The following is a 25585-nucleotide window of genomic DNA, read 5'->3' on the forward strand; positions in this document are numbered from 1 at the left end:
AACTCCATTCTTCTCTATAGTATATTCACCTGCATAAAAAACGTTTTCACCATTCTATTTTTGTAATTTTATTTCAGCAATCGATTTATACTTCGGGGTTTCTTTCACGTGGGATTCGTATAAAGTAATTGTATCTGCTTGAAATGATATTTCAGGTACTTCTTTTATACTTTCTAAATGAAACTTTTCTTCTCCTATCCATTTACGAGCAACAGTAATATGTGGATGATACGGGCGTGTTTCTAGAGAAAATCCATTTTCTTCACAAATGACATGTACTTGCTTTTGCAACTGAAACAAATCGTGATTCTCACTTACCTTCGCCCAAAAAATACGGGGCTGATCTTCTCTACCAAACGTTGAAAAACCTTGTAACGTGAACGATAGTTCTTTTGTTTTTGTAAGTGTTTGTAATCCATTCTTTATCCCTTTTAACTGTTCTTCTGTCGCACCTCCTAAAAAGGAAAGGGTAATATGATAATCTTCCTTATGTACCCACGAGCGAAATGGTAATTCCTCATTCGTATCCTCTTTATAGTTAGACAGCACTTCTTTTATATAATTTGGTAACGTAATTGCGACAAAATAATGCCTATCCATGTACACCGTCTCCTTCTTTCTATTGTTTCTTTTCTTTCTTATCTCATTCAATTAAAAAGAAGCCGCCCTCTAAAGTAGAGAGCGGTCATTATTCATATATCGGCGATTAAAGTTTCACTTTACTTCGCTAGTTCATGAATTGCTTGCGCATAAATTGCTGTTGCTTTTAATAAGTCTTCAATTTCAATGTACTCATCTTTTTGATGCGCAAGTTCTTCTTTTCCAGGGAATAGCGGTCCAAATGCCACACCAGCTTTTAATGAGCGAGCATAAGTACCTCCGCCGATTGCTAACAATTCAGCTTTTTCACCTGTTTGTTCCTCATATACACGTTGCAACGTACGAATTAACTCGTGATCTTTATCAACGTGATGCGGACGAGAGTTAGAATAGTCTGCTACTGCAAATCCATACGTATCTACATATTCTTTTAACTTTGCAATCATTTCTTCAAAGTTAGTCGTAACTGGGTAACGTACGTTTAATCCTAAATTACCACCATTCTCTTTCTTATAAGAAAGGCGACCAACATTCACTGTTAATGGACCGCTAATTTCATCTTTATAAGCAATAGTAGCTTTTTCACCAAAAATATCACCAGTAAATGTTTCTGTTGCAAATGTTGCAAATGTCGCAAATGCAGTTGCTTTTCCATCAAGTGAAACTGTAGTTAAGAAGTTTGCTAATAATAAACCTGCATTTTCTCCTTTTGCAGGAGTAGATCCGTGCGCTGAAATTCCTTCTATTTGCAACGTCACTGTATTGCCTTCTATAGTCGATTTCCCTATTTTTTTAGCAGTTTGTAAATACTCTTCATATGCTACTGTAAGTGCATTTACATCTTCTCCTGTAATAACCGCTTCTGCAAAATCAGGAACCATATTTAAACGACGCCCTGAATCAAATGAAACAAGTTCATATGTACCTTTTTTCTCTTCACTACCATTTTGCACAACTTGTATATCAGAAATTCCTTTTTCTGCATTAATAATTGGAAAGTCTGCATCTGGTGCAAAACCGATTGTTGGCATTTCTTCGTTTTTAAAGTAGTGATCTACACATTTCCAATTGCTTTCCTCATCTGTTCCTATAATCATACGAACACGTTTTGAAAGAGGTAAGCCTAATTCTTTCACAATTTTCATCGCATAATATGCTGCCATCGTTGGGCCTTTATCGTCAATTGCACCACGTGCAAAAATCTTTCCGTCGCGAATATCCGCACTATACGCAGGAGTCGTCCAGCCATCTCCTTCTGGTACAACATCAACGTGACAAAGAATACCTACTAACTCTTCTCCTTGTCCCATTTCAAGATGACCTGCATATCCTTCTAAATTTTTAGAAGCAAAACCTTCAGCTTCTCCTTTATGTAACATGAAAGATAGCGCTTTTTCTACACCTTCACCGAATGGTGTGCCTTCTTTCGCCGATTCTTCTTCCCATACACTTTTAATTTGTAAAAATTGTTGTGTATCACGAATTAAATCATCTTTTCGTTTTGCAACTTCTTCAGTCCAATTAATCGCTGACATCACGCATCCATCCTTCACTATATTATCTCTTTCATCATAGCAAACCGAAATCCCTTATGCCATACACGAAAACTAAATACCGAACAATTGTAATATTTCAGACATTTCTTATTAGTTTTTCTTTTATTTTTTCAAAAAAATTTGCAGGAATTTGGCGTTTTACGTAGAATTTTATGTGTTAGTTGACTGACCATATATACAATGTCAACTACCAATATTTTTCTATATAAATATTTGTTAAACTTTTGTAAAATTTAAGTAGATTAAAGCATGAATTTTATCATGTAGAGTACAATGGTAGTAACGACCTTCTTTCCTGAATGGGGTCAAAAAAACTAGTAGAGGAGTGGTTTTCTCTTGAAACCTACAACTACTCGTATGCTAACACGCATTAAATCAATTTATATGTACATCAATGAAAACGGAACGGTAACGACGAAAGACCTTGTAGATGAGTTCGGGATCACACCGCGAACGATACAACGTGATCTAAATGTGTTGCAGTTTAATGAACTCGTGTATAGCCCTTGCCGCGGTAAGTGGACAACAACAGGAAAGAAAGTGAGAATGACCTCATAACGAAAAATAATTGTATGTAAATAAATACATACCCCTTTCTAACTATTAGAAAGGGGTTTTTTCTGCACCTATAAAGGTACTACTTTTCAGTATCTACTTGGTATGTTCTTAACATTTCTACTTCTTCATCTGTTAGCTCTCGGTATTGTCCAAGTTCTAGTTCTTCATCTAATACTAACGGACCCATCTCTGTTCTCTTTAGGTAGACTACTTTTTTCCCTACCGCTTCAAACATACGCTTCACTTGATGGAATTTTCCTTCCGTAATCACAAGCTCAATTTCAGAAATATCATCGCTTTTCAATATTGTAAGCGCACCTGGCTTTGTTTCATAGCCATCGTCTAAAATAACACCTTTAGCAAACTCTTTTACATCCTCTTCTGTTACTACTCCTGCAACGTGTGCATAATATTTTTTCGGCACATGCTTTTTCGGAGATAATAATTGATGTGATAACTTGCCATCATTTGTTATCAATAAGAAACCTTCCGTATCGATATCAAGTCGTCCAACTGGGAACGGATCAAAGATTGCATCTTCTAATTCTAATAAATCTATTACTGTTTCATGATTATCATCTTCCGTCGCTGAAATAACACCTTGTGGCTTATGCATCATTAAGTAAACAAACTCTTTGTATTCCACAACTTCACCGTGAATCATAACTTCTTGCTCTTCTACATTTACATGAACTTTCGCATCTTTTACTGGCGTTCCATCAATTTTCACAACGCCATCTTTCAATAATTTCTTTACTTCTTTTCTACTCCCATATCCCATATTCGCTAATAATTTATCTAATCTCACGTTTTTCACCTTCTTTATTTATCATAGAAAAGGGGACGTAATTACGCCCCTCTTGATTTCAACTTTATTTTAAATCTACTACCAAGTTTACGTTGAATTTTATCTAATGCTTCTCCGCCAAATACTCTTTCAAGTACTCCTGTGCGAATTGCTAACAATCCGTAAACAAGACCACCAATACCTGCACAAATCGCAACTGTTATAAGAGCACCAATACGGCCATCAGGCGAAATCATGAAGGATAGAAGCCATTGTGATAGTTTTACAGCAACGACCATTATAAGTGTCAGTACTGCAATTTGGAATGTTCTTTTATATACAACACCGAATGAATAGTGTGCGTATTTTTTAATTTGTCGATTTGTATACCAAACAGAAGCTAAGAAACCAACTGCGGTCGCTAGAATTGCTCCTACTGTACCGAAATAACGAATAAAGATTACGTTACATACAAATTTCAAAATAACACCCATAATAAGCGCGACAATCGCATGCTTTTGCTGATTAATCCCTTGAAGAATTGCCGCTGTTACTGTAAATAAAGCAAATAACAATGCAACTGGTGCATACCACATTAATACTTGTCCACCTAATGGATCTGAGTCATAGAAAGCAGTGTAAATTGGATATGCAAGTGTTGAAATACCGATAACTGCTGGCAATGTTAAAAACATATTTGCTTGGAATGTTTGTGTAATTTGTAATTTCAAATAGCGGTATTGTTTTTCAGTAAATGATTTTGTAATTGCTGGTACAAGCGTTAAACTAAACGCTGTTGCAAGTGATACAGGAATCATAATTAACTTATGCGTCCACATTGTGAAAATACCAAGCGCTCGCTCTGCGATATCACCTTGACCAATCGCCTGCATAATTGAGTTAAATGTCAATGTATCAATTTGTTGATATAAAGGAATTGTTAACCCAATTACAACGTAAGGAATCGCATATGCGAATAACTCTTTAAACAACTGAACGGTACTTACTGTTGATTCTGGTACAGTTTGTTCAATTAAATATTGATCCAAATATTTTTTACGTTTTAACCAGTACCAAATTAACACACCGAGTGCTCCAACCGCTGAAACGAACGCAGCAAACGTCGCTACTCCAACTGCTGTTGCAACTGTACCGCCAAGTACTTTAATAACGATAAAACTACCAGCTAATAAAAAGACGATACGAATAATTTGTTCAATAATTTGTGAAACGGTAGTTGGTCCCATAGACTGGTGACCTTGGAAATAACCACGAATTAAACTCGCTGCTGGTACAACAATAAGTGCGAAACTTACAAGACGAATGATCGTCGTAACTTCTCCTACATTATTGTGTATACTTTGTTTACCAAGCATCGCTTCTGCAAACAGTGGCGCCGTCATGTACAGTACTAGGAACGAAAGAACTCCTGTTACTATCATCATAACCATTCCCGAGCGGAACATTCTCCGGCTCGTTTTATAATCGCCAAGCGCATTATATTTGGAAACAAATTTTGAAACAGCAAGCGGCACACCTGCCGTTGCGATACTTAAAAAGATCGTATATGGAATGTATCCATATGTATAGAGCGTTCCGCCTTCTGTGCCTACTAATGCATGAAACGGAAAGACGTAAATCATGCCTAAGAACTTTACTAAAAATGTCCCTAGCGTAACAATAAGCGTTCCGCGCAGAAATTTCGAATCGGACATACAAAAATCCTCCTACATCTACATAAAGTGAAACTATAATTAGTTGGAGACTTCTCTCCTACTCCTTATTAGTTGAACCATTCGAGCATTTACAGGCTAACAGACTCCCTATTTACTTCTCCTAAATCTTGAGGTTTTAGTCTTATCGCCTACAAATAGCAGGATAGTGCTGAACTCTAACTTTTGTATTGTACCACAATTCTCTCATTAAGCAGTACTTCACTCTATTTTTCTTTTAAGGGAAAACATGCTATTCTTTTAGGCAGGAAATGTAGAAAATGAGGTCGATATATTATGCATTATGATGTTATTGTCATCGGCGGCGGTCCTTCTGGGCTAATGGCTGCAATTGGTGCTGCAGAAGAAGGCGCAAATGTCTTACTTCTTGATAAAGGAAATAAACTTGGGCGTAAACTTGCGATTTCTGGCGGCGGACGCTGCAACGTAACAAACCGTCTACCACTTGATGAAATTGTTAAACATATACCAGGAAACGGTCGCTTCTTATACAGCGCTTTTTCTATTTTTAATAATGAAGATATTATTACATTCTTCGAAAATCTCGGTGTTAAATTGAAAGAAGAAGACCACGGTCGCATGTTCCCTGTGTCAAACAAAGCACAATCTGTTGTAGACGCACTTTTAACACGATTAAAAGACTTAGGTGTAAAAATCCGTACAAATACGCCTGTTGAAACGATTGAATATGAAAATGGTCAAACGAAGGCAGTTGTACTGCAAACAGGCGAAGTGTTAGAAACAAATCACGTCGTTATCGCTGTTGGCGGAAAATCCGTTCCTCAAACTGGTTCCACTGGAGACGGATACGCTTGGGCTGAAAAAGCAGGTCATACAATTACAGAATTATTCCCAACAGAAGTACCTATCCTGTCAAACGAGCCGTTTATACGTGATCGCTCATTACAAGGTCTTGCTTTACGTGATATAAACTTAAGCGTATTAAACCCGAAAGGAAAAGCTATCATTTCTCACAAAATGGACATGCTCTTCACTCATTTTGGCCTATCTGGTCCTGCTGCTCTTCGCTGTAGTCAATTCGTCGTGAAAGCACTGAAAAAGTTTAAAACGAACACAATACAAATGAGTATTGATGCATTGCCAGAGGAAAATAGTGAGCAATTATTTCAGCGCATGCTGAAACAAATGAAAGAAGATCCGAAAAAAGGAATTAAAAACGTTTTAAAAGGTTATGTCCCTGAACGTTACTTCCTATTCTTATTAGAAAAAAATGAAATTGACGGTAGTGAACAAGCTGGACAAGTTTCTCACGAAAAGATTCGTGCACTTGTGAAAGACTTTAAAGAGTTTACTGTAAATGTAAATGGTACGCAGTCAATTGAAAAAGCATTCGTTACTGGCGGAGGTGTATCCGTGAAAGAAATTAATCCGAAAGAAATGTCTTCTAAATTCACGAACGGCTTATATTTCTGCGGAGAAGTTCTTGATATTCACGGTTATACTGGTGGCTATAATATTACATCAGCCCTTGTTACTGGTAGAATTGCTGGAACGACAGCTGGAGAAAACGCGAAAATGCAATATTAAAAAAAGAAACAGGGATTCCTGTTTCTTTTTTTAATATTGCCATGAAATCATTATCGGCGATTTTCCAAATTTATCAGCGATTCTACAACTTATATCGGCGATTTCTCAAATATATCGACTTACCGACAAGAAGCGACAAACATCTGCTCCATGTAACTTTCCATTGCTTTTTTGTTGCTTTATATACCTTAGTACCTTTATATTTTATATTGTTGAATATTTAAAAAAGGGTAAGGGGAAAACAAATGAGAAAAAAAGTCATGATGTCTTTAATGTTAATGACGTTTCTTTCTGCGGTAGAAGGAACGATTGTTAGTACAGCAATCCCTCGTATAACGAGTGATTTGTCAGGCGTCGAACTTGTTAGTTGGGTATATGCAATTTATATGCTTGCAACAGCTGTTTCGACTCCAATATACGGAAAGCTCGCTGATTTATTCGGTCGTAAAAAGGTTTTACTGATCGGGGCTACAATCTTTTTAGTCGGTTCTGCACTTTGCGGAGTCGTTACATCGATGGAACAATTAATTTTCTTCCGCGCGCTTCAAGGTATCGGTGCTGGTGCTGTTATGCCAATCACAATGACGATTATTGGAGACTTATATAGCGAAGCGAAAGACCGCGCGAAAGCACAAGGTTGGATGAGTGCCGTTTGGGGTGTATCCGGTGTTATCGGACCGTTAGTAGGTGGATTTTTAGTTGATTCCCTTTCTTGGCGTTATATCTTCTTCTTAAACGTTCCATTCGGAATTATCGCTTGCTTAATGATTGTAATTTACTACAAAGAATCTATTAAACCTGCTAAACATCATATCGATTATCTTGGTGCAACAGTTTTTTCATTAAGTACAATCGCTCTACTATATGCATTATTAACAGGTAGCAGTAAGCAAAACTGGGGAGACATAACAATTATCGGCCTATTAATCTTCGCCGTCGTTTCATTTATTATTTTCTTATCCATCGAGAAAAAATCTCCGGAACCATTAATTCCGCTAGCACTTTTCTCTAACCGTACATTATCTACGATAAATATATTAACTCTTATTGCTGGCGCAATGATTATTAGTATTACAATGTACCTTCCAATTTGGAGTCAAGGTGTATTAGGGAAAAATGCAACAGAAGCTGGACTTATTTTAATGCCAATCCCTGTTATGTGGACATTTGGCGCTATTTTCTCTGGTAACTTAGTAGGCAAATTAAAAACGAAACAAATCATTTTACTTGGAGCTAGCATTTTATCAGTCGCTACGTTCTTATTATTTACACTATCAACCAATTCACCATCGTTCCTCATTTATATAGCAGTCGGATTATTCGGCTTAGGAATGGGGCTTGTGACACCGATTTACATGGTAACAATTCAAGCAGCCGTACCAGCTCATACACGCGGAACAGCTGTTGGTTTAAATACATTTATTAATACATTTAGTCAAACGTTAGGTGCTGCAATATTCGGTACAATCTTTAATACGATGATTCACGCACGTGGTATTAAAAATCTTGATCTTGTATCTGGCGGACACGGCGGTACTACAGCAAACGTAGTAACCGAATCACAATCCGCATTAGCATCAAGCGTACACGTCATTTATATGAGCACTTTCGTATTAGCAGTATTTACATTAATTATTGCTTGGCTTTTATTAAAGCCAGCTACACAAACAAGTGAGCAACAATAAAAAGGATGACCATTTTGGTCATCCTTTTTATTCTTCATTCTCCACAATATGTTTCAGCATGGATAATTTATTATCCCAAAAACGTTCATAATACGAGAGCCACTGTTGTAATTCTTCTAATGGTTCTGGATGCAAACGATATATCTTCTCTCTTCCGCTTTTTCTTCCACTTACTAAATTCGCTTCCGAAAGAATATGAAGGTGCTTTACAACCGCAGTACGACTCATCGGAAAATGATCCGTTATTTTGGAAATCGGTAACTCTTTGTCACTTAATAACCGTATTACTTCTCGGCGGGTTGGATCAGCAATTGCTTGAAATACATCATATTTCGCTGCTGACGAGGACACTTAGCCTTCGACAACCTTTTTCAGTTTTTCATTTACAATCGCTACCCAACCACCGCTCATTCTATCGCGAATAATAGAGCTCTTCGCATTCGCTTTCGGAAGAATTTCATCAGGATGTTTCCAGCCGCCGTGAATTAACGTAAATTCTGTTTTGTTATCTCCTAAGTCTTTCAAATTAAATGAAACAACCCAGCCATCTGTATCCCATGAGAAAGATAAATAGTTTGGCTCATCAATTTCTAACACTTTACATGGTGATGGCCCAAATGGCGATTGCACATGAAATTCATGTCCTACTTCTAATACAAAATCATTTGGCATAAACCATGACGCAATTCCTTCTGCAGTTGATACTACACTCCATACCTTTTGAATAGACGCGTTAAAAACGATTGTTTGTTTAATATCATTTAATGTATTTTGTTGTTCCATGTTCATTCTCCTTTACTCGGCGTTATAACATAACACCTTTTGGTTTCACCTCGATAATATAACACCTTTTGATTTCATGTCAACGCTAATTCTTTTACTGTTGAGAAATTCTCAACATTTTTTCAACAGGACAAACACCCTCTTAGCATTTCCTCATAATATACTTACAAAGGCAATACAAAATAAAAACTTCTCTCAACATGAAACTCCATCATCCATATTGAAAGAAGCGCCTTACTTATATCATGCGTACTTCGTCTCTCCTCCTTCCCTCAGGGACAATACGCGAGATATGACAAATCAGAAGGAATATGCCCACCATTTGAGTAGGTAGTTATTTCTCTTCTCCTCAACATTTCCTTAGGAGCGAAATGACTACCGACTCACTTTTTTCAAACAAAATAAAAAGGGGTTGAACGCTATGTTCTATTGCATTAACTGCTCTGATATTCACCATGAAAAACATCCGAATGATAAAGTATTTAAAAACGGTTTTTATATTGATCCATTTTTAGGTGATCGTTATCACCTTGGTATGTGTAAAGATGCCCAAAATCATGAAACAGGGGAGCCTCTTTTAACGACAAAGAAATTAGGCACACCCCATTCTATTATGAACGTATTACCGACACATGTTGTCCCAACATAAAACATAAAAAAGAGCTGGGTGAGCCAGCTCTTTTTTATGTTTTATAAACGATCATTGCTGAAAAACAATAAATTTGGTTTTCATCGTCGTTAATGGAAACACCAACTTGATATTTAATATCTACAAAGTTGCTATCATCAATCTTTTTCAAAAAAACATTTACAGCATCTTCTAAGTCTTTTTCGTGACTTTCATCAAACACTTTCACACGAATCATGTTAACACCGTCCTAGATCGCAGCCCTCCGCCGCTTGATTATTGCCACGGTGCGTATCTATGATGCGATAAAACTTTCCATTCTCATATATATATCCGTCTTCTAACACATATTCTTTATCTTCAGTATAGACATAAAACTTACCTATCATAAATTTACTCGTATATAATTCCAAATAATTTGGTCTAAATTTAGCTACAACTTTATTTGTAATATCAATTTTTATTGTGCGCCCCACCTTCTCTCCCTCCTTTGCAAAGAACGGATTTAGGTATATTGTATTAGCGCTTTTACATTTTATGCTTAAAAATAAGTGGATATGCCTTCTTTCTTCACCTGTACTATTTTTCTAAAAAAATCACTATAAATAAGGTCCCCCAAAAAAACATAAAAAAGCACTTCATCTTATTGACTCGAATATAAATATTATGTTATTATATAAAATTTGACATTTTTACATACGTATGCTATCATTAAAAGTGGTTACCACATATGGAGGTGGATGATTTGTTTCAAATTGGTGATAAAATCGTTTATCCAATGCACGGTGCAGGAATCATTGAAGCAATTGAAGAGAAAGAAATATTAGGTACTTCACGTCAATATTGTGTGATACGCATCATTAGTAAAGATATGCAAGTAATGCTTCCGATGAATCAATTAAAAAAATCGGGTATTCGTTATATCGTTGATCGAGGTACGTTAGATGATATACTTCTTGAATTTCAAAACGGGGAGTCAGACCCATCACTCTCATGGAAACAAAGATATACAATGAATATGGAAAAAATGAAAAACGGCAATTTACAAGATAGCGCAGAAGTTGTTCGGGATTTACTTCGCCGTAATAAAGAGAGAGCATTAAATGCGAGCGAAAAACAAATGCTAGATAATGCACGAAAAATGATGATCAGCGAAGTCGCGCTCGTACAAAATGTTACTGAACATCAAGCAACAGAATTTCTTCAAGATACAATTAATCACTAAATTTAAAATAGCTGGCCGCTATTTTTTTGTAAAAAAAGGACGAAGAGTTTTATCTCTTCGTCCTTTTATATTACCCACGCCCAGCTTGAAACGATGGATATAACGTCATTCCACCATCTGCAAATAGCGTAATTCCCGTTACATAACTCGCCTCTGAAGAAGCGAGCCAAGTTGCTACTGCTGCAATTTCTTCTGGTTTTCCAATGTAGCCCATCGGTATCATACTTTCTACGTCAGCACGTTTTTTAGGATCAGCAAATTTTTCTGCATTGATCGGCGTATTAATTGCACCTGCTCCTATATTATTTACTCGAATACCTTTTGGCGCATATTCTAGCGCTAACGTTTCTGTCATCAGTTTAATGCCACCCTTACTCGCTGCATAGTGCACAAATAGTGGCCACGGAATTTTCTCATGAACACTAGACATATTAATGACAGACCCTTTAATGTCATGTTCTACAAAATATTTAATCGCTTCTCTACTTCCTAAGAAAGCACCTGTTAAATTTGTATTGATTACTTTATTCCAATCTTCAAGTGGCATTTCATGCGATGGTACTGCATTTTCTATCCCTGCATTATTAATCATAACGTCGAGCGTACCAAATTCTTTCACAGCAGATTGAATGAGATTCACAACATCTGATTCGACGGTTACATCACCTTTTACAGCAATCGCTTCTCCGCCTACCTTTTTAATTTCTTCTAACACATCATTTGCTTCTGATTCTCGTGAGCGATAATTAATAACCACTTTCGCTTTTTCCTTAGCAAACCTTACTCCCATCGCCCTACCAAGACCAGTTGCTGATCCTGTAATAACGACCACTTTTCCTTCTAAATCACTATACATTTCAATACCTCCTTTAACTTTTTGCTATACCTAACATAATTCCAGCTGCAATAATAAAAACGATACCGACAACGATACCCGTTAATTGGCGTTTCGTTTTCTTTTCACCTAATATAAGGATCCCACCAAGCGTGGAAATAATAATCCCCATTTGCGATAGCGAGAAACTTGTTGCGACTCCAACACGCGGCTGCGAAATGAATAAAAACATATTTCCAGCTGCCCAAATTAATCCTGGAATAATATTTCGGATTGCATATTTATTGAATGGATGATGTTTAAAGGTAAGCAAAATCCCTCCTAATACCATACCAACTGCTTGTGGTAATAAAGCTGACCAACCATCTACGTTAAATAGTCTAATCACTACTACGTAAACTAAATAACCGACTGTTGAAATTAATAAAATTATGATACCTCTTTTAAAATTTGCTGCTTGCTCTGCATTCTTTTCTTCTTCACTTTGAAGTGATGTTAAAATAACACCGACAATAATACAAACGAGCGCTAAAATCCCAAGGACGACCGATATTGTCGTGGACCATTCATGAAATACGATAACGCCAAATAAAGTCGTCGCAACTAATTGAAGTCCTGTTGAAATTGGCATCGTCCTCGAAACGCCCATTAAATCAATACTTTTCAATTGATTCGCCTGACCAAGCGCCCAAAATAAACCTGACACAACTCCAACCCCAATCACAGTAGGTGTTAATACTGGCTTCATAAAAATATAAACAACAATTGAGAAAATAAGTGCTCCAAACGTTGTTCCAAGCGTTTGACTATACGGTCCCCCGCCCAGTTTTACGTTAAATAACACAATACTCCCCCAAAATATAGCTGGTAAAATTGCTAAAAATATATCCATCGCCCATTACCTTTCTCTGTAAAATGTCATAAATTGAAACTTTAATCACCCCGCAAATAGCGGAATAAGTTACCGCTCTCAATCATTAGAATGAGCTTTCATTTTTTCTTTTTTGCGAGCACAAATCTTTTCTACAACATCATTAGAAACATTTTTTTCTCGCTCCTCATTTTTTACCTTTATATGATCTAAATAATCCTCCAAAGTAAGTGTAACTTTGTCATTTGGCGGATTATGCGCCCCTTGAAATGTAAGAAATTGTAGTGTCACTTCAAATCTAGGAACAAATTCATCTTTCCTGCCGAGACGCTTTATATTTATAACTGCATCACATTCATATTGATCTTCTGTCACTTGTCTAATAACCGAATAGTACCTATTCAATAACGCACTCTCTAAAAGCTGTTCTCTTGATTCTTTCGCGAAAGAATCGCTTGGAGAAGAGAAAAAGATAGAACATATCGCTGTAATAATTACACATATTTTTTTCATAACGTCCTCCTTATCCTATAAGTTAGTGTTCTCAAAAACGCCATAAAAAAACGACTTCCCCTACTTAGGAAAGTCGTTTTAATGAATCCAATATTAACCACCACTCACTGGTGGTATAAGTGCAACCACATCACCATCTTGGACCCTGTCATCTTCATTTGCGTATTCTTCATTAATCGCAACCATAATTGGCTCTGAAACTGGTACATTATATTCTTTCGCAACAACATCTTTTAACTCTGCAACCGTAATATTTTCTTTCTCTATTTGTAATTCACTTGTTCCTGCCTCTTCTTGCAAGTGCGCAAATAACAATACTCGAATCATACTTATAGCTCCTTCCCAGGCTCTCCCGCCGGATATGGTGTTTTTTCTAATTGATCACCAATCCATGAGTCACCATCTTCCCAAAACTCCTTTTTCCAAATCGGAACAATTTGTTTTATGCGTTCCATAATATATTCATTTGCTTCATAAGCCGCTTTACGGTGTGGTGTTGAAACAGCAACAACAACCGCTATATCAGAAATTTGCAACGTACCGATGCGATGTGTAATCGCAACATATGTACCCGGCCATTTCTCTTTCACTTCCAGACCAATTTTCTCTAGCATCTTTTCTGCCATCGTCTTATAAGCAACATACTCTAAGTATAATGTACGACGCCCTTTCGTAAACTCTCTAACCGTTCCAATAAATGTTGTAACAGCACCGCATTCACGTCGAATCACTTTCTTCGTTACCTCTTCAATCGAGATTTCTGTATCAATTACTTCATAATATGTATTTGTCATTTCGCACTCCTAACCGTTTGTAAAAACCAGTCTATGTACAACTCTTCTTCTGTTATATGAAATACTTTATATTCTTCTCGTATATTTGCCGGGACATCATACCACGTAATAATCGCCACTATATTTTCTACTTTATGTACAAGTTCAACGTCTTCCGCAGAACGAAGTAACACTACTTTCGGGTAGTTCTCTTTTTTATAGCCCTCTATTAAAATTGTATCCACTTCAAAAAACTCATATAAGCGAATAATTTCTTGCAAGGACCATTTCTTTCTTAGTGAAGAAAGTGAAAGCAATCCAGCACCTTCTACACTACTTACGACAGCACCAGCTTTACGGTGTCTTTCGCTATCTTTTTGCGCTACTTCTGGAAAACCTCCGTGCCCGTGATGTTTAATTGTAGCAACTTTCATTTCACTTTCAGCTAACACATGCACAATTTTCTCTACAAGTGTCGTTTTTCCGCTATTTTGATATCCTACTATTTGTAAGATTGAAGGGGCTTTGCCCATGGCCAATCACATCCCTCAGAGTGCTCTAACAATAATACGGATACTTTCATCCCAGTCTCAAATCCTCTCGTTCCTCCAGGTAACACGATAAAAGCATTCGCATCTGCAAGTGAAGATACTGCACTCGATTTATCTAAACCAACCGGCATCGCTTGTAACGCCCCGTCCACAATTGTTACGTTCGCTCTTACGAAACGAGTAAATGGATTTGGCTTCGAAAAATCTTTTTGTAAAATAGCATCCGCTCTATATACGTGAGGTTCCTTCGCATACAAATATGTTTTTATAATTGGATGCACAAATAATTCAAAGCCTACATAACAAGCAGACGGATTTCCTGATAAACCGAAGAGTAACTTTCCATCAACTTCAGCTACTGTCGTTACACTTCCGGGCCTCATGGCTATCTTATTAAAGAGTACATTCGCCTGTAACCTTTCATAAATAGCTGGTAAGTAGTCATAATCTCCTACTGATACACCGCCTGTTGTAATTAAAATGTCGACCTCATCCATCGCTAATTGAACAGCTGTAAAACATGCATCTAACTCATCCGCGAGTTGACCATAATAACGAACTTTCCCGCCAGCTTTCATAATTTGAGCTGCGATCATATACGAGTTACTATTTCTAATTTTCCCCGGTTCTAAAGGCTCATGTACTTCTAATAATTCACTTCCTGTCGTTACAATACCGACAACAGGCTGTTTTACAACTTTCACAGTGCTATATCCAAACGTTGCTAGTAAGGCTGCAACCCCTGGGTTAATTGCAACACCTTTCTTAACGAGAACTTGATTTTTTTTTATGTCTTCTCCTTTAAACGACACATTGTCACCGTTATTAAAAGGGCGTTTTAACTTCATATATGTTTTCCCGTTCTTCTCAAACCCTTCTGTCAGCTCGAGCATTACGACTGCATTACATTCTTCTGGAATAGCTGCTCCTGTCATAATGCGAATCGCCTTAAAAGCTCCTACTTCTTCTAAAAAAACAGAACCCGCCCCGATTTCTCCTATTACTTCAAATTCAATTGGATTCTCTTGGGTTGCTCCTTTCGTATCTTCTGCTCGAATGGCGAAACCGTCGTAAGGGGAACGATCAAAATGAGGAACGTCATGATCTGAGACAACATCTTCCCCGAGAATTCTCCCGTAACTTTCCGTAATAGAAATTTCTTCTACTTCACCATGTTTCGCATATTTCATTACCCGTTCTACTGCCTCAGCAACTTGAATTGGAATTCGTTTTTCTACCATCGTTTCTCACCTCATATTTGCAATTTTTTTTATCTCGATTAAACTTTATGTATTCAATAGAAATTACTTCAAGGAGGAATTCCATGTCTTCATTTACACATTTTAATGACCAAGGACGCGCAAAAATGGTTGATATAAGCGACAAAAAAGCAACCGTTCGAACAGCAATTGCGTGCTCTAGCATTGTCGTTACGAAAGAAATTTACGATAAAATCTCTCATAATGAAATTGGGAAAGGTGACGTATTAGCAGTTGCGCAAATCGCAGGCATTATGGCTGCGAAACGAACTTCTGATATTATCCCAATGTGCCATCCTTTATTATTAAAAGGTGTTGACGTTTCTTTCGATTGGAAACAATCAGAAGAACAATATCGTTTACTCATTGAAGTAAAAGTTAAAACAGAAGGTAGCACCGGTGTTGAAATGGAAGCTTTAACAGCTGCTTCCGCTACCGCTCTTACTGTGTATGATATGTGTAAAGCTGTCGATAAAGGTATGATTATCGGCGAAACGTACTTACTTGAAAAAACAGGTGGAAAAAGTGGAGATTATACGAGAAATTCATAATCCTCTCTCCGTTGAACCTAAAGGATTCCCTTTAGGTTCAACCTATATATCTTGCATATAAACTTTTCGCTACATTCATATCATTCGTCCCATGAATGAACGCCCTGCCATCTGTAAATAAAACAAAACGATATTCTTCTACCGGAAATGATAATAAATAAGGTGTCGCCTTTATCTCTACGCTTCTTTGTAAGCGCTTTTTAATTTCTTCTAAATTAAAGTTCTTCCGCACACCCGGGCGAATTTGTACTGTATTTCGCCCACATAGCACTTCTGTTTTTGTTTGTGCTTCAAATGTTAAACTCGGATATGTACGTAACCTTCCGCAAGATAAACAAGTATCTTTTTTCTGTCTATTCACTTTAAATGCCATCTGTTGATTATTCCAAAGATCAAACGATAACATCGTTTCACGAAGCGCCCCAAAGTCTTCTACTAATATTTTCAGCGCTTCCGTAATTTGATGCGCAACTACTAATTGTACTGCTGGTTGTATAATACCAGCTGTGTCACATGTTGCTCCGCTCGCTGGATGCTCCATTAAACAGCGAAAACACGGTGTTTTCCCTGGTAAAATTGTATACGTTACCCCGTAACTCCCGACGCAACCACCATATATCCACGGAATATTATACTTTTGTGAAATATCATTAATGAGAAGACGCGTTTCAAAATTATCTGTCGCATCTAATATTAAATCTACATCACGCACTAGCTCTTCCATTTCTTGCACCGTTACATCCGTCACAACCGGATTTATTTCCACCTCAGAATTAATCGCTTGTAAATGTTCTGCAGCCGCTATCGCCTTCGGTTTATACTGATTTGCATCTTCTTCCGTATATAGTTGTTGTCTTTGTAAATTACTCCATTCTACATAATCACGATCAGCAATCGTTACTTTTCCAACCCCTGCTCTAACAATCGCTTCTGCATTTGCCGCACCGAGAGCACCAGCACCAATAATAAGCACATGCTTCTCTCTTATTTTTCTCTGTCCTTCTTCTCCAACACCAGAAAATAATATTTGTCTTGAATATCGCTCCTGCATGCGATAGCCCCCTTTCTTATCCTCCTATATAAGACATTTCGATTTTCGGACGATTTTTTGCACTTTCTTCTGTCCGTTCATCCGAATACCTATCTTTTCTATTCATCCATACATCTTGTATAACACTTAATAACTCCTCATCCGAAAGATTTCCTCTAAGAAGTTCTCTTACATTCAAACCTTCTGTCGCAAATAAGCACGTATAAAACTTTCCATCTGCCGAAATTCTCGCCCTCGTACAAGAGGCACAAAATGACTCAGAAACAGATGTAATAAAACCAACTTCAACATTTGTTCCAACATACCGATATCGCTTCGCAACTTCACCAAAGTAATGGGCTTCAGCTGGCTCAAGCGGATACACCTTATGAATCATCTCAATCAATTCTCGCTTTGTAACCACTTGATCAAAATTCCACCCATTTGTACTACCAACATCCATAAACTCAATAAACCTAAGCGTGATTCCTTGCTCTTTAAAATACGCAGCCATCGGAAGTACTTGATGATCGTTCATCCCTTTTTTCACAACCATATTTACCTTGACTTCCAGCCCCGCCTCTTTAGCTGCTATAATTCCCTTAATCACCGGTTTCGTATTAATATTTCGACCATTAATATTCCTAAATATGTCGTCATCTATCGCATCTAAACTAACATTCACTCTATGTAATCCGGCTTCTTTTAATGCCTTTGCTTGTTTCGTTAAATGGATAGCATTTGTCGTTAACCCTATATCTATTAGCCCATCAATTTTCACAAGACGTGCAATAAGTTTTGCTAAATCTTTACGAAGTAGTGGCTCACCGCCAGTAATTCTAATTTTTCGTACACCGATGTTAACAAATAATTTTGCCAAACGCTCAATTTCATCAAAAGTTAGTAAAAACTCATCTTTCAAAAAAGCATAATCTGGCCCAAATATTTCCGCCGGCATACAATATGTACATCTAAAATTGCAACGATCAATGACAGATATACGTAAATCTTGAAGTGGGCGTCCAAAAAAATCTTTAACCATCTCCTGCATCGCCACCCTCCCTTTCTGCCAAATTTCTTTCTTTTCATTCTATTATAATATATTTTCGAACTGCGATGTTTTTGCTCAAGTGAATAAAGTGAAACTTTAAATAATTAGAGGGTATCCACTCCCCCTGGTTAACGAGGTTTACTTACAAATACAAGGATAAAAAACCTTGAAACATAAAAGTTTCAAGGTTTTCTGCTTATTAACTTAATCTAATAATAGTTAGAGTAGCCCCTGGCGTTGCCGTAGATAATGTAGCTACTGCAACTACTCCAAATAACTGTAAGCTAACAGCAGCTCCAGCAGGCAAGTTAGCGATTATTGTTGCACTAAATGAACCAGTAGCGACTGTCGGGGCATTTATCGTTCCCGCAAGCGGACTGCCATTTACAGTTATACGAGAACTTACAAGTAAACCTGCCGTTAAATTAATTGTATAGGCTATATAATAGTTTCCTGCATTCGCAACTGTAAATACAGTATTTCCACCACTAACGGTTATTCCTGGGCCAATATTTTGATTGTTCGGTAATGGTACGTTCGTACCACCTAATAAAACCGAAATAGCGGTTCCTGATGTATTATTCGCAAACGCATACGTTGCAGTTGTACTAACTCCAGTCGCCCCGGTCGCTCCAGTGGCTCCAGCTCCAGTTGGACCTGTATCTCCAGTTGGACCTTGTGAACCGGTTGCTCCTGTAGCCCCCGTTGGACCTTGGATTCCTTGCGGGCCTTGAATTCCTTGGGGACCTGTAGCTCCGGTTGCTCCTGTAGCTCCCGTTGGACCTTGAATTCCTTGCGGGCCTTGAATTCCTTGTGGGCCTTGTGGGCCGGTCGGACCTATGTCACCTTGCGGACCTTGGATTCCCTGTGGGCCTTGTGCTCCGGTTGCCCCCGTCGTTCCTTGGATTCCTTGAGGACCTTGTGGACCTTGAATTCCTTGTGGGCCGGTTGGACCTATGTCGCCTTGTGGGCCTTGAATTCCTTGGGGACCTTGTGCTCCGGTTGCCCCCGTTACTCCTTGTATTCCTTGTGGACCTTGAATACCCTGTGGACCGGTTAGACCTATCTCTCCTTGAACACCTTGGATTCCTTGCGGACCCTGTAAACCCGTCACTCCGGTTGCTCCCGTTGCTCCTGTCGCTCCTGTCACTCCAGTTGAGCCTGTCGCCCCGGTATCTCCTGTTACTCCTGTCGCACCTGTTGCTCCTGTCGGGCCAGGTGGTCCACCTGATGGACCTGTCACTCCTGCCGGACCTGATGGCCCCGTTGGCCCGGTCGGTCCTGCTGGTCCTCCGGATGGGCCAGTCACCCCTGTTGGACCGGTTACTCCTGTTGGACCGGTAGTTCCTTCTCCCGTCGGACCTTGTATCCCTTGAATTCCTTGTGGTCCTTGCACTCCTTGCGCACCTGTTGCTCCTTGAATCCCTTGAATTCCTTGCACTCCCTGTGTCCCCATCGGACCGGTTGGACCAATCGCCCCTTGTACACCTTGCACTCCTTGGGGCCCCTCTGGACCGGTTGCTCCTATTTCCCCTTGTATCCCTTGAATTCCAGTTGCTCCTATTTCCCCTTGTATCCCTTGAATTCCAGTTGCTCCTTGTGCTCCAGTTGCTCCCGTTATCCCTTGCACACCTTGTATTCCCTGTATTCCTTGTGGACCTTGTGGGCCGGTTGCTCCTACCGGTCCTTGAATGCCTTGTATCCCCTGAGGACCCTCTGGACCCGTTGCTCCAACTGGCCCTTGAACACCTTGTATTCCTTGCGGGCCCTGAAGTCCCTCTGGGCCTTCTGGACCGGTTGGACCTATCTCTCCTTGTATCTCTTGGATTCCAGTTGGACCTTGTGGCCCAGTCGGACCTATGTCACCTTGCGGACCTTGGATACCCTGTGGGCCTTGTGCTCCTGTTCCCCCTGTCGCTCCTTGGATTCCTTGAGAACCTTGTAGACCTTGAATTCCTTGTGGGCCGGTTGGACCTATGTCGCCTTGTGGACCTTGAATCCCTTGCGGACCTTGATCTCCAGTGGCCCCCGTTACCCCTTGAATTCCTTGGGGACCTTGAACACCTTGGGGACCCGTCGGACCTATCTCTCCCTGCACTCCTTGGATTCCTTGCGGACCTTGCAAACCCGTCACTCCGGTTGCTCCCGTTTCTCCTGTCGCTCCTGTCACTCCAGTTGAGCCTGTCGCCCCTGTCACTCCAGTTGAGCCTGTCGCCCCAGTATCTCCTGTTACTCCTGTCGAACCAGTTGCTCCTGTCGGGCCAGGTGGTCCACCCGATGGACCAGTCACTCCCGCCGGACCTGATGGCCCCGTTGGGCCGGTCGGTCCTGCTGGTCCTCCAGATGGGCCTGTTACCCCTGTCGGACCAGTTACTCCTGTTGGGCCTGTAGTGCCTTCCCCTGTCGCCCCAGTTGCTCCCATATCTCCTGTTGCACCCGTCGGACCTTGAATTCCTTGTATTCCTTGAGCACCTTGCACTCCTTGTGCACCTGTTGGGCCTTGAATCCCTTGTATTCCTTGCACTCCTTGTGCGCCCATTGGACCTGTTGGACCAATCGCCCCTTGAGCACCTTGCACTCCTTGGGGACCCTCTGGACCCGTTGCTCCTATTTCCCCTTGTATACCTTGAATTCCAGTTGCTCCTTGTACTCCTGTTGCTCCCGTTATCCCTTGCACACCTTGAATTCCCTGAATTCCTTGGGGACCTTGTGAGCCTGTTGCTCCTACCGGTCCTTGAATGCCTTGTATCCCCTGTGGCCCCTCTGGACCCGTTGCTCCAGCTGGCCCCGGTACTCCTTGTATTCCTTGCGGACCCTGAAGTCCCTCTGGGCCTTCTGGACCTGTTGGTCCTATATCGCCCATTGGACCTTGTATCCCTTGAACTCCTTGTGGTCCTGTTGCTCCTGATGGCCCTGGTACTCCTTGTATTCCTTGTGGACCTTGATCTCCTGTTGCTCCTGTGGCCCCTTGAGGACCTATAGCCCCCTGTATCCCTTGCGGACCTTGATCTCCTGTTGCTCCCATTATCCCTTGAATACCTTGAACTCCTTGAATTCCTTGTTCACCAGTTATTCCTGTAGGACCAGGAATACCTTGAATCCCCTGCGGTCCTTCTGGACCTGTTGGGCCAATTGGCCCTTGAATTCCTTGTATTCCTTGCAAGCCCTGTGCTCCCGTACTTCCAGTCGGACCTGTAGTTCCCGTTGCTCCTGTTACCCCTGTACTTCCTGTAGCCCCAGTACTCCCCGTTGCTCCAGTCGCACCTGTACTTCCACTCGGTCCACCACCCGGACCTGTCGCACCAGTCGGCCCCGTCGGACCAGGAGGTCCTCCAGATGGTCCAGTTATTCCAGTTGGACCTGTTATTCCAGTCGGGCCTGTTATCCCCTGACCAGTCGCTCCGGTTGCACCTGTATTTCCACTCGGTCCTTGTGTTCCTTGTACCCCTTGTGCTCCTTGTATTCCTTGTGGACCAGTTGCACCCGGTAACCCTTGGACGCCTTGAATTCCTTGAGGTCCCTCAGGTCCTGTAGCTCCAATTGGCCCCTGTAATCCCTGTATCCCTTGTATACCTTGTGCCCCAGTCGCTCCCGTTGGACCAATCGGACCTTGTAACCCTTGCACCCCTTGAGGTCCTGTCGCTCCAGTTTCTCCTTGTGGTCCTCTCAATCCTTGTGGCCCCTGCTGTCCTTCTGGTCCAGTTGCACCTATTGGCCCAACTGGTCCTTGTATCCCTTGCACACCTTGAGGTCCTGTCGGGCCCATCTCCCCCATCGGACCTTGTGGACCGGTTGGACCAGTAATCCCTATACCTGTAAATCCAGTTGGAACAGGGGGGAAAGTAGGCCCAATAAGTTCGGGTGGAATTCTAAAATTAGAGCTTAACGAATTTTGCTTCCGATTATTATCACGATTCTTCACACTTTCACCACCTACAAACCTTCTTTTTCATAATAAATAAACCTCTTCTTAATCTATTTACAAAAATAATTTCCAAGACTATTTTTATTTTAAATAATAAAAACTCCCTTAATTCCTTAAGGGAGTCCTGCAATTGAATCCATATTATCTGTATTAGGGACAGCTTGTGCTATACCCGATGTATTTACACTTTGCCCCATATTTGTTCCTGTTACAGTACCAGCAGGAGTGCCTCTTGTATATGTTGTCGTCACCGAATCGCCCGGCTGTAAACAAAGCTTCGTCTCCGTCCCTATTACTGTAACAACATCAATCCAAGTGCACCCCATTGAACCACTATATGATTTCGAAGCAGTAAATGAAGTATCACTCAAATTATCACCGGTAAATATATTTCCAGTGTTATTCACAATAACAAATTCTTTTATATGAGCAGGCATAATTACACTCTACCTTTCCTCTATGAACCTAATGTACGTGTGCTCGTTGCTAATGGCGGAAGAAACACTGATGTTCTAATGACTGCTTCTGGCTGTCTTTTCCCATTTAAAAAAATAGCCGCACTCGATCCCCCAGCACCTGCATATAATTTTGCCACAGCTAAAGGTGAGAGATCATAACAGTCACCGACATTAACAGCTCCTGTATTATTAATAATTTTTACTTGACGCAAATTAATCCCCATTTCCCCCTCCTCCTTTTTTATACTGTATGCAAAAGAAAAAAACTTGAAACAGACTCGTTTCAAGTTTTTAGCTATTAACTATTTCGTTTCACCTTCATATTGAAGCATACCGCCAACCATGTTCACTGTTTTAAATCCTTGCTCATTTAAATAATGACATACATTTTCACTGCGCATTCCTGAACGACAAATAAAGATATATTCATTCTCTTTATTAAAGAAATCTACTTTATGTGGGATATCGCCCATTTTAATATGTACAGCTTCTGGAATCTTTCCTGCTGCTACTTCTTCATCTTCTCTTACGTCTACTAAAAATAACGTTTCTCCATTTTCTAAACGCTCTTGTACCTCTTCTGTAGTAATTGTTTTAACTTCTGTCATATGTAGTTCCTCCTTATATACAATAAAACCTTTAGTTTCTTTTTCACAAACATTCTCTACCAATTTTAGCACGCAAAAGAAAGAACGCAAAGAATCGAAAAACTATTTCTCAATTTTCTCGCAAAACTTATTCTTTACAAACATAACTAGCACATTGTATCCTCAATATACTTGTTTTATGAAAGGAGTCGATTAAAATGACACTTTTTCTTTTCATTATGGGCATTGTGTTCTTACTCGCTGCAATTATTGCTCTTAGTATGAAAAATAATAGAAAAATAAAATCCCCACAAGAAATGTCATTCTTATTTCTATTGCTTAGCATAGCGTTTTTCGGTATAGCAATCGCTACATATATTTTCCGTCTACAAATCATGTAAAAAAAGGTGCCTACTACAAACATTGCACCTTTTCCCCATCATTTGTCTTCTACACAAAACTAGATACTTTCCGATTCAAAAATTCATAAACTTTCTTTTCAAATAAATGAATATCAAATGCTCCTGCCATATGCCCATTTATACTTTCTATCTCATACACTTCCGCATACTTCCCTTGTTTTTGTAAAATATCTACCATTTTATAATTATAACGAGACGGCTGAAGCAAATCTTGTTTACACGGAATCATAAGTACATTCGCTTCTATGTTAGAAAGAGATTCTTCTAGTGAAGAAAACCCCTGTGCAATATCATGCAATAAAACTGCCTTCGCAGTATACATCCATGAATTTGCATCTACTAACTCTATACTTCTATATGTCGCTGTATTTATCTCTTTTTCAAATGATGTTAATGTAGAAAACTTTTCATAAGGTTCTATCTCGATACTATTACGAGGAAATGCCATTTCATAAAAATGCTCATCAAACGCATTCATAAACATCATTCTACTCGCTAAATGAAGCCCCTTTATAGGCTGCTCTTCTCCATATTTTCCATCTTTCCAACTTGGATCCAGTTGAATTGCCTCAATCGCATTTTGCGCTACGTTTACTGACGTAATAATTGGATTTTGTGGGTTCGTAATAACGCCAATCATCCGCTCTACCATATGTGGATAGTGAACCGCCCATTGTTGTGCAATCATTCCCCCCGCCGACGGTCCGATTACAGCGTGTAACCTTGAAATTCCCATACCTTTTATTAACTCATATTGCATACGAGCTACATCAAGAAATGTAAAAACCGGAAAATCCATAGCATATTCTTCTCCAGTTTCTAGATTAATCGATTTCGGTCCTGTTGTAATCACATATGGATTCCTCGCCTGCACATTACAAAGGTTATCCGTACATATAACAAAATACTTATTTGTATCAATTGCTTTCCCAGGTCCAATGAGCCCATCCCACCAACCAGACTCCTCATCATGCACTGTATATTTTCCTGCCGCATGACTTGTTGCACTAAAATAATGACAAACCAAAATCACATTTGACCTTTCTCTATTTAACGTACCATATGTCTCGTATCCCATTTGAACAGGAATTTCTCTGCCATTTTCAAAAGCAAACTCTTTTAAAACAAATTTCTCTTTTTTTACAATTTGCACAGACTCTCCCTCTCCTCGTTATAGTATGAACTGCTTACTAAAGACTTTTTTCTGTGCAAACTAATCTCCTTCTTCTTTTCATAAATAAATGAATAATATACAAAATTAGCCACAAAATAGCACTATATTACAAGATTAAAGAGGGCGTACATATGATTTGGAATTGGTTACGTAAGAAAAAAAAATCAAATACACCAGAAGCAAACGAAACAGATAACTGGGAGCAGCATTCTAACAATCAAGAGGGTGATAACGAAGAACAGACTAGAAGTATGAAACATAATAAGGGTAAAAATAACGAGCAAAAAGATTCCTCTCAGGATAAGCAACAAAGTGCTAAACAAGAGGATTCCTCTCAGGATAAGCAACAAAGCGCTAAGCAAGAGAATTCCTCTCAGGATAAGCAACAAAGCGCTAAGCAAGGTGATTCCTCTCAGGATAAGCAACAAAGCGCTAAGCAAGGTGATTCCTCTCAGGATAAGCAACAAAGCGCTAAGCAAGGT

At 39.5% G+C, this 25585-nt stretch carries 29 protein-coding genes and 1 pseudogene; 8 read left to right on the plus strand and 22 right to left on the minus strand.

The window, feature by feature from the left end; all coding sequences use genetic code 11:
* Window positions 1-54: 54 nt before the first annotated feature.
* Both thpR and pepV read right to left on the minus strand, forming a co-directional pair.
* Window positions 55-600 (minus strand): RNA 2',3'-cyclic phosphodiesterase, encoded by a 546-nt coding sequence (gene thpR / locus ACQRBL_RS23555; RefSeq protein ID WP_098256392.1) that lies wholly within the window; start codon window positions 598-600, stop codon window positions 55-57.
* Between the two features lie 119 nt (window positions 601-719).
* Window positions 720-2135: a dipeptidase PepV gene (gene pepV / locus ACQRBL_RS23560; RefSeq protein WP_411995749.1), complete on the minus strand. Its 1416-nt coding sequence runs from the start codon at window positions 2133-2135 to the stop codon at window positions 720-722.
* Window positions 2136-2492: 357 nt separating this feature from the next.
* Between pepV and ACQRBL_RS23565 the strand changes: the two genes are divergently transcribed.
* The gene (locus tag ACQRBL_RS23565; RefSeq protein WP_000805512.1) at window positions 2493-2714 is read left to right on the plus strand and encodes a DeoR family transcriptional regulator; all 222 of its coding nucleotides are present in this window, start codon (window positions 2493-2495) and stop codon (window positions 2712-2714) included.
* A gap of 79 nt (window positions 2715-2793) precedes the next feature.
* On the opposite strand, the gene ACQRBL_RS23570 is transcribed toward ACQRBL_RS23565, so the two are convergent.
* On the minus strand, window positions 2794-3522 hold the full coding sequence (locus tag ACQRBL_RS23570) for a pseudouridine synthase (protein WP_001234948.1): 729 nt from the start codon (window positions 3520-3522) through the stop codon (window positions 2794-2796).
* Window positions 3523-3563: 41 nt separating this feature from the next.
* Window positions 3564-5216 (minus strand): putative polysaccharide biosynthesis protein, encoded by a 1653-nt coding sequence (locus tag ACQRBL_RS23575; RefSeq protein ID WP_001284026.1) that lies wholly within the window; start codon window positions 5214-5216, stop codon window positions 3564-3566.
* A gap of 294 nt (window positions 5217-5510) precedes the next feature.
* Here ACQRBL_RS23575 and ACQRBL_RS23580 point away from each other — a divergent pair, with 294 nt between their 5' ends.
* On the plus strand, window positions 5511-6782 hold the full coding sequence (locus tag ACQRBL_RS23580; protein WP_000558864.1) for an NAD(P)/FAD-dependent oxidoreductase: 1272 nt from the start codon (window positions 5511-5513) through the stop codon (window positions 6780-6782).
* 245 nt (window positions 6783-7027) lie between these two features.
* Window positions 7028-8467 carry an MDR family MFS transporter gene (locus ACQRBL_RS23585; protein WP_411995748.1) on the plus strand — a complete coding sequence of 480 codons (1440 nt, stop codon included), beginning with the start codon at window positions 7028-7030 and terminating at the stop codon, window positions 8465-8467.
* 27 nt (window positions 8468-8494) lie between these two features.
* Here ACQRBL_RS23585 and ACQRBL_RS23590 read toward each other — a convergent pair whose 3' ends face one another.
* A complete protein-coding gene (locus ACQRBL_RS23590) occupies window positions 8495-8818 on the minus strand; it encodes an ArsR/SmtB family transcription factor (RefSeq protein ID WP_000098837.1) in 324 nt (107 codons plus the stop codon).
* Window positions 8819-9250, minus strand: a complete 432-nt coding sequence (locus tag ACQRBL_RS23595) for an SRPBCC family protein (RefSeq protein ID WP_000437770.1) — start codon at window positions 9248-9250, stop codon at window positions 8819-8821.
* Window positions 9251-9671: 421 nt separating this feature from the next.
* On the opposite strand from ACQRBL_RS23595, the gene ACQRBL_RS23600 reads away from it, so the two are divergent.
* Window positions 9672-9899 (plus strand): DUF3973 domain-containing protein, encoded by a 228-nt coding sequence (locus tag ACQRBL_RS23600; RefSeq protein ID WP_000498986.1) that lies wholly within the window; start codon window positions 9672-9674, stop codon window positions 9897-9899.
* Between the two features lie 34 nt (window positions 9900-9933).
* On the opposite strand, the gene ACQRBL_RS23605 is transcribed toward ACQRBL_RS23600, so the two are convergent.
* Both ACQRBL_RS23605 and ACQRBL_RS23610 read right to left on the minus strand, forming a co-directional pair.
* The gene (locus ACQRBL_RS23605) at window positions 9934-10116 is read right to left on the minus strand and encodes a sporulation protein Cse60 (RefSeq protein WP_000621752.1); all 183 of its coding nucleotides are present in this window, start codon (window positions 10114-10116) and stop codon (window positions 9934-9936) included.
* Window position 10117: 1 nt separating this feature from the next.
* A complete protein-coding gene (locus ACQRBL_RS23610) occupies window positions 10118-10354 on the minus strand; it encodes a DUF2553 family protein (RefSeq protein WP_000533803.1) in 237 nt (78 codons plus the stop codon).
* Window positions 10355-10608: 254 nt separating this feature from the next.
* Here ACQRBL_RS23610 and ACQRBL_RS23615 point away from each other — a divergent pair, with 254 nt between their 5' ends.
* A complete protein-coding gene (locus tag ACQRBL_RS23615) occupies window positions 10609-11103 on the plus strand; it encodes a CarD family transcriptional regulator (RefSeq protein ID WP_000451447.1) in 495 nt (164 codons plus the stop codon).
* A gap of 70 nt (window positions 11104-11173) precedes the next feature.
* Here the strand turns inward: ACQRBL_RS23615 and ACQRBL_RS23620 are convergent, their stop codons facing one another.
* From ACQRBL_RS23620 to ACQRBL_RS23650, 7 genes are all read right to left on the minus strand, one after another.
* Window positions 11174-11959: a glucose 1-dehydrogenase gene (locus tag ACQRBL_RS23620; RefSeq protein ID WP_411995747.1), complete on the minus strand. Its 786-nt coding sequence runs from the start codon at window positions 11957-11959 to the stop codon at window positions 11174-11176.
* 13 nt (window positions 11960-11972) lie between these two features.
* Window positions 11973-12830: a glucose uptake protein GlcU gene (glcU, locus tag ACQRBL_RS23625; protein WP_000350865.1), complete on the minus strand. Its 858-nt coding sequence runs from the start codon at window positions 12828-12830 to the stop codon at window positions 11973-11975.
* Between the two features lie 78 nt (window positions 12831-12908).
* Window positions 12909-13322 carry a DUF3888 domain-containing protein gene (locus ACQRBL_RS23630; protein WP_065485421.1) on the minus strand — a complete coding sequence of 138 codons (414 nt, stop codon included), beginning with the start codon at window positions 13320-13322 and terminating at the stop codon, window positions 12909-12911.
* Window positions 13323-13415: 93 nt separating this feature from the next.
* Complete coding sequence (moaD, locus tag ACQRBL_RS23635; protein WP_000621772.1) at window positions 13416-13649, minus strand: molybdopterin converting factor subunit 1; 234 nt, start codon at window positions 13647-13649, stop codon at window positions 13416-13418.
* A 2-nt stretch (window positions 13650-13651) separates the two neighbouring features.
* Entirely contained in the window at window positions 13652-14116 is a 465-nt protein-coding gene (moaE, locus tag ACQRBL_RS23640; protein WP_000185943.1) for a molybdopterin synthase catalytic subunit MoaE, read from the minus strand.
* Window positions 14113-14628: a molybdopterin-guanine dinucleotide biosynthesis protein B gene (gene mobB, locus ACQRBL_RS23645; RefSeq protein WP_000513628.1), complete on the minus strand. Its 516-nt coding sequence runs from the start codon at window positions 14626-14628 to the stop codon at window positions 14113-14115. The genes moaE and mobB overlap by 4 nt, the downstream gene beginning before the upstream one ends.
* Window positions 14598-15887: a molybdopterin molybdotransferase MoeA gene (locus ACQRBL_RS23650; RefSeq protein WP_411995746.1), complete on the minus strand. Its 1290-nt coding sequence runs from the start codon at window positions 15885-15887 to the stop codon at window positions 14598-14600. Before ACQRBL_RS23650 ends, mobB begins: the two co-directional genes overlap by 31 nt.
* 83 nt (window positions 15888-15970) lie before the next feature.
* On the opposite strand from ACQRBL_RS23650, the gene moaC reads away from it, so the two are divergent.
* Window positions 15971-16456 carry a cyclic pyranopterin monophosphate synthase MoaC gene (moaC, locus tag ACQRBL_RS23655; protein ID WP_000094146.1) on the plus strand — a complete coding sequence of 162 codons (486 nt, stop codon included), beginning with the start codon at window positions 15971-15973 and terminating at the stop codon, window positions 16454-16456.
* Between the two features lie 37 nt (window positions 16457-16493).
* Here moaC and ACQRBL_RS23660 read toward each other — a convergent pair whose 3' ends face one another.
* The 6 genes from ACQRBL_RS23660 to ACQRBL_RS23685 form a co-directional block, all read right to left on the minus strand.
* Window positions 16494-17507, minus strand: coding sequence for a molybdopterin-synthase adenylyltransferase MoeB (locus ACQRBL_RS23660; protein ID WP_001158110.1), 1014 nt, complete (start codon window positions 17505-17507; stop codon window positions 16494-16496).
* A 16-nt stretch (window positions 17508-17523) separates the two neighbouring features.
* On the minus strand, window positions 17524-18537 hold the full coding sequence (moaA, locus tag ACQRBL_RS23665; RefSeq protein WP_001157111.1) for a GTP 3',8-cyclase MoaA: 1014 nt from the start codon (window positions 18535-18537) through the stop codon (window positions 17524-17526).
* 199 nt (window positions 18538-18736) lie between these two features.
* A complete protein-coding gene (locus tag ACQRBL_RS23670; RefSeq protein WP_427735650.1) occupies window positions 18737-22459 on the minus strand; it encodes a BclA-related collagen-like exosporium protein in 3723 nt (1240 codons plus the stop codon).
* Between the two features lie 116 nt (window positions 22460-22575).
* Window positions 22576-22899 (minus strand): hypothetical protein, encoded by a 324-nt coding sequence (locus tag ACQRBL_RS23675; protein ID WP_001110855.1) that lies wholly within the window; start codon window positions 22897-22899, stop codon window positions 22576-22578.
* A gap of 20 nt (window positions 22900-22919) precedes the next feature.
* Window positions 22920-23144 carry a spore germination protein gene (locus ACQRBL_RS23680; RefSeq protein ID WP_000512472.1) on the minus strand — a complete coding sequence of 75 codons (225 nt, stop codon included), beginning with the start codon at window positions 23142-23144 and terminating at the stop codon, window positions 22920-22922.
* Between the two features lie 78 nt (window positions 23145-23222).
* Window positions 23223-23528, minus strand: a complete 306-nt coding sequence (locus tag ACQRBL_RS23685; RefSeq protein ID WP_000141207.1) for a rhodanese-like domain-containing protein — start codon at window positions 23526-23528, stop codon at window positions 23223-23225.
* A 197-nt stretch (window positions 23529-23725) separates the two neighbouring features.
* Between ACQRBL_RS23685 and ACQRBL_RS23690 the strand changes: the two genes are divergently transcribed.
* On the plus strand, window positions 23726-23908 hold the full coding sequence (locus tag ACQRBL_RS23690; RefSeq protein WP_000171888.1) for a hypothetical protein: 183 nt from the start codon (window positions 23726-23728) through the stop codon (window positions 23906-23908).
* Window positions 23909-23957: 49 nt separating this feature from the next.
* On the opposite strand, the gene ACQRBL_RS23695 is transcribed toward ACQRBL_RS23690, so the two are convergent.
* Complete coding sequence (locus ACQRBL_RS23695; RefSeq protein WP_001167615.1) at window positions 23958-25082, minus strand: alpha/beta fold hydrolase; 1125 nt, start codon at window positions 25080-25082, stop codon at window positions 23958-23960.
* Window positions 25083-25234: 152 nt separating this feature from the next.
* Here ACQRBL_RS23695 and ACQRBL_RS23700 point away from each other — a divergent pair.
* Window positions 25235-25585, plus strand: a pseudogene (locus tag ACQRBL_RS23700) (spore germination protein); the annotation flags it as partial.

This window comes from Bacillus sp. AF62, assembly GCF_050312695.1.
Lineage (GTDB): Bacteria > Bacillota > Bacilli > Bacillales > Bacillaceae_G > Bacillus_A > Bacillus_A cereus.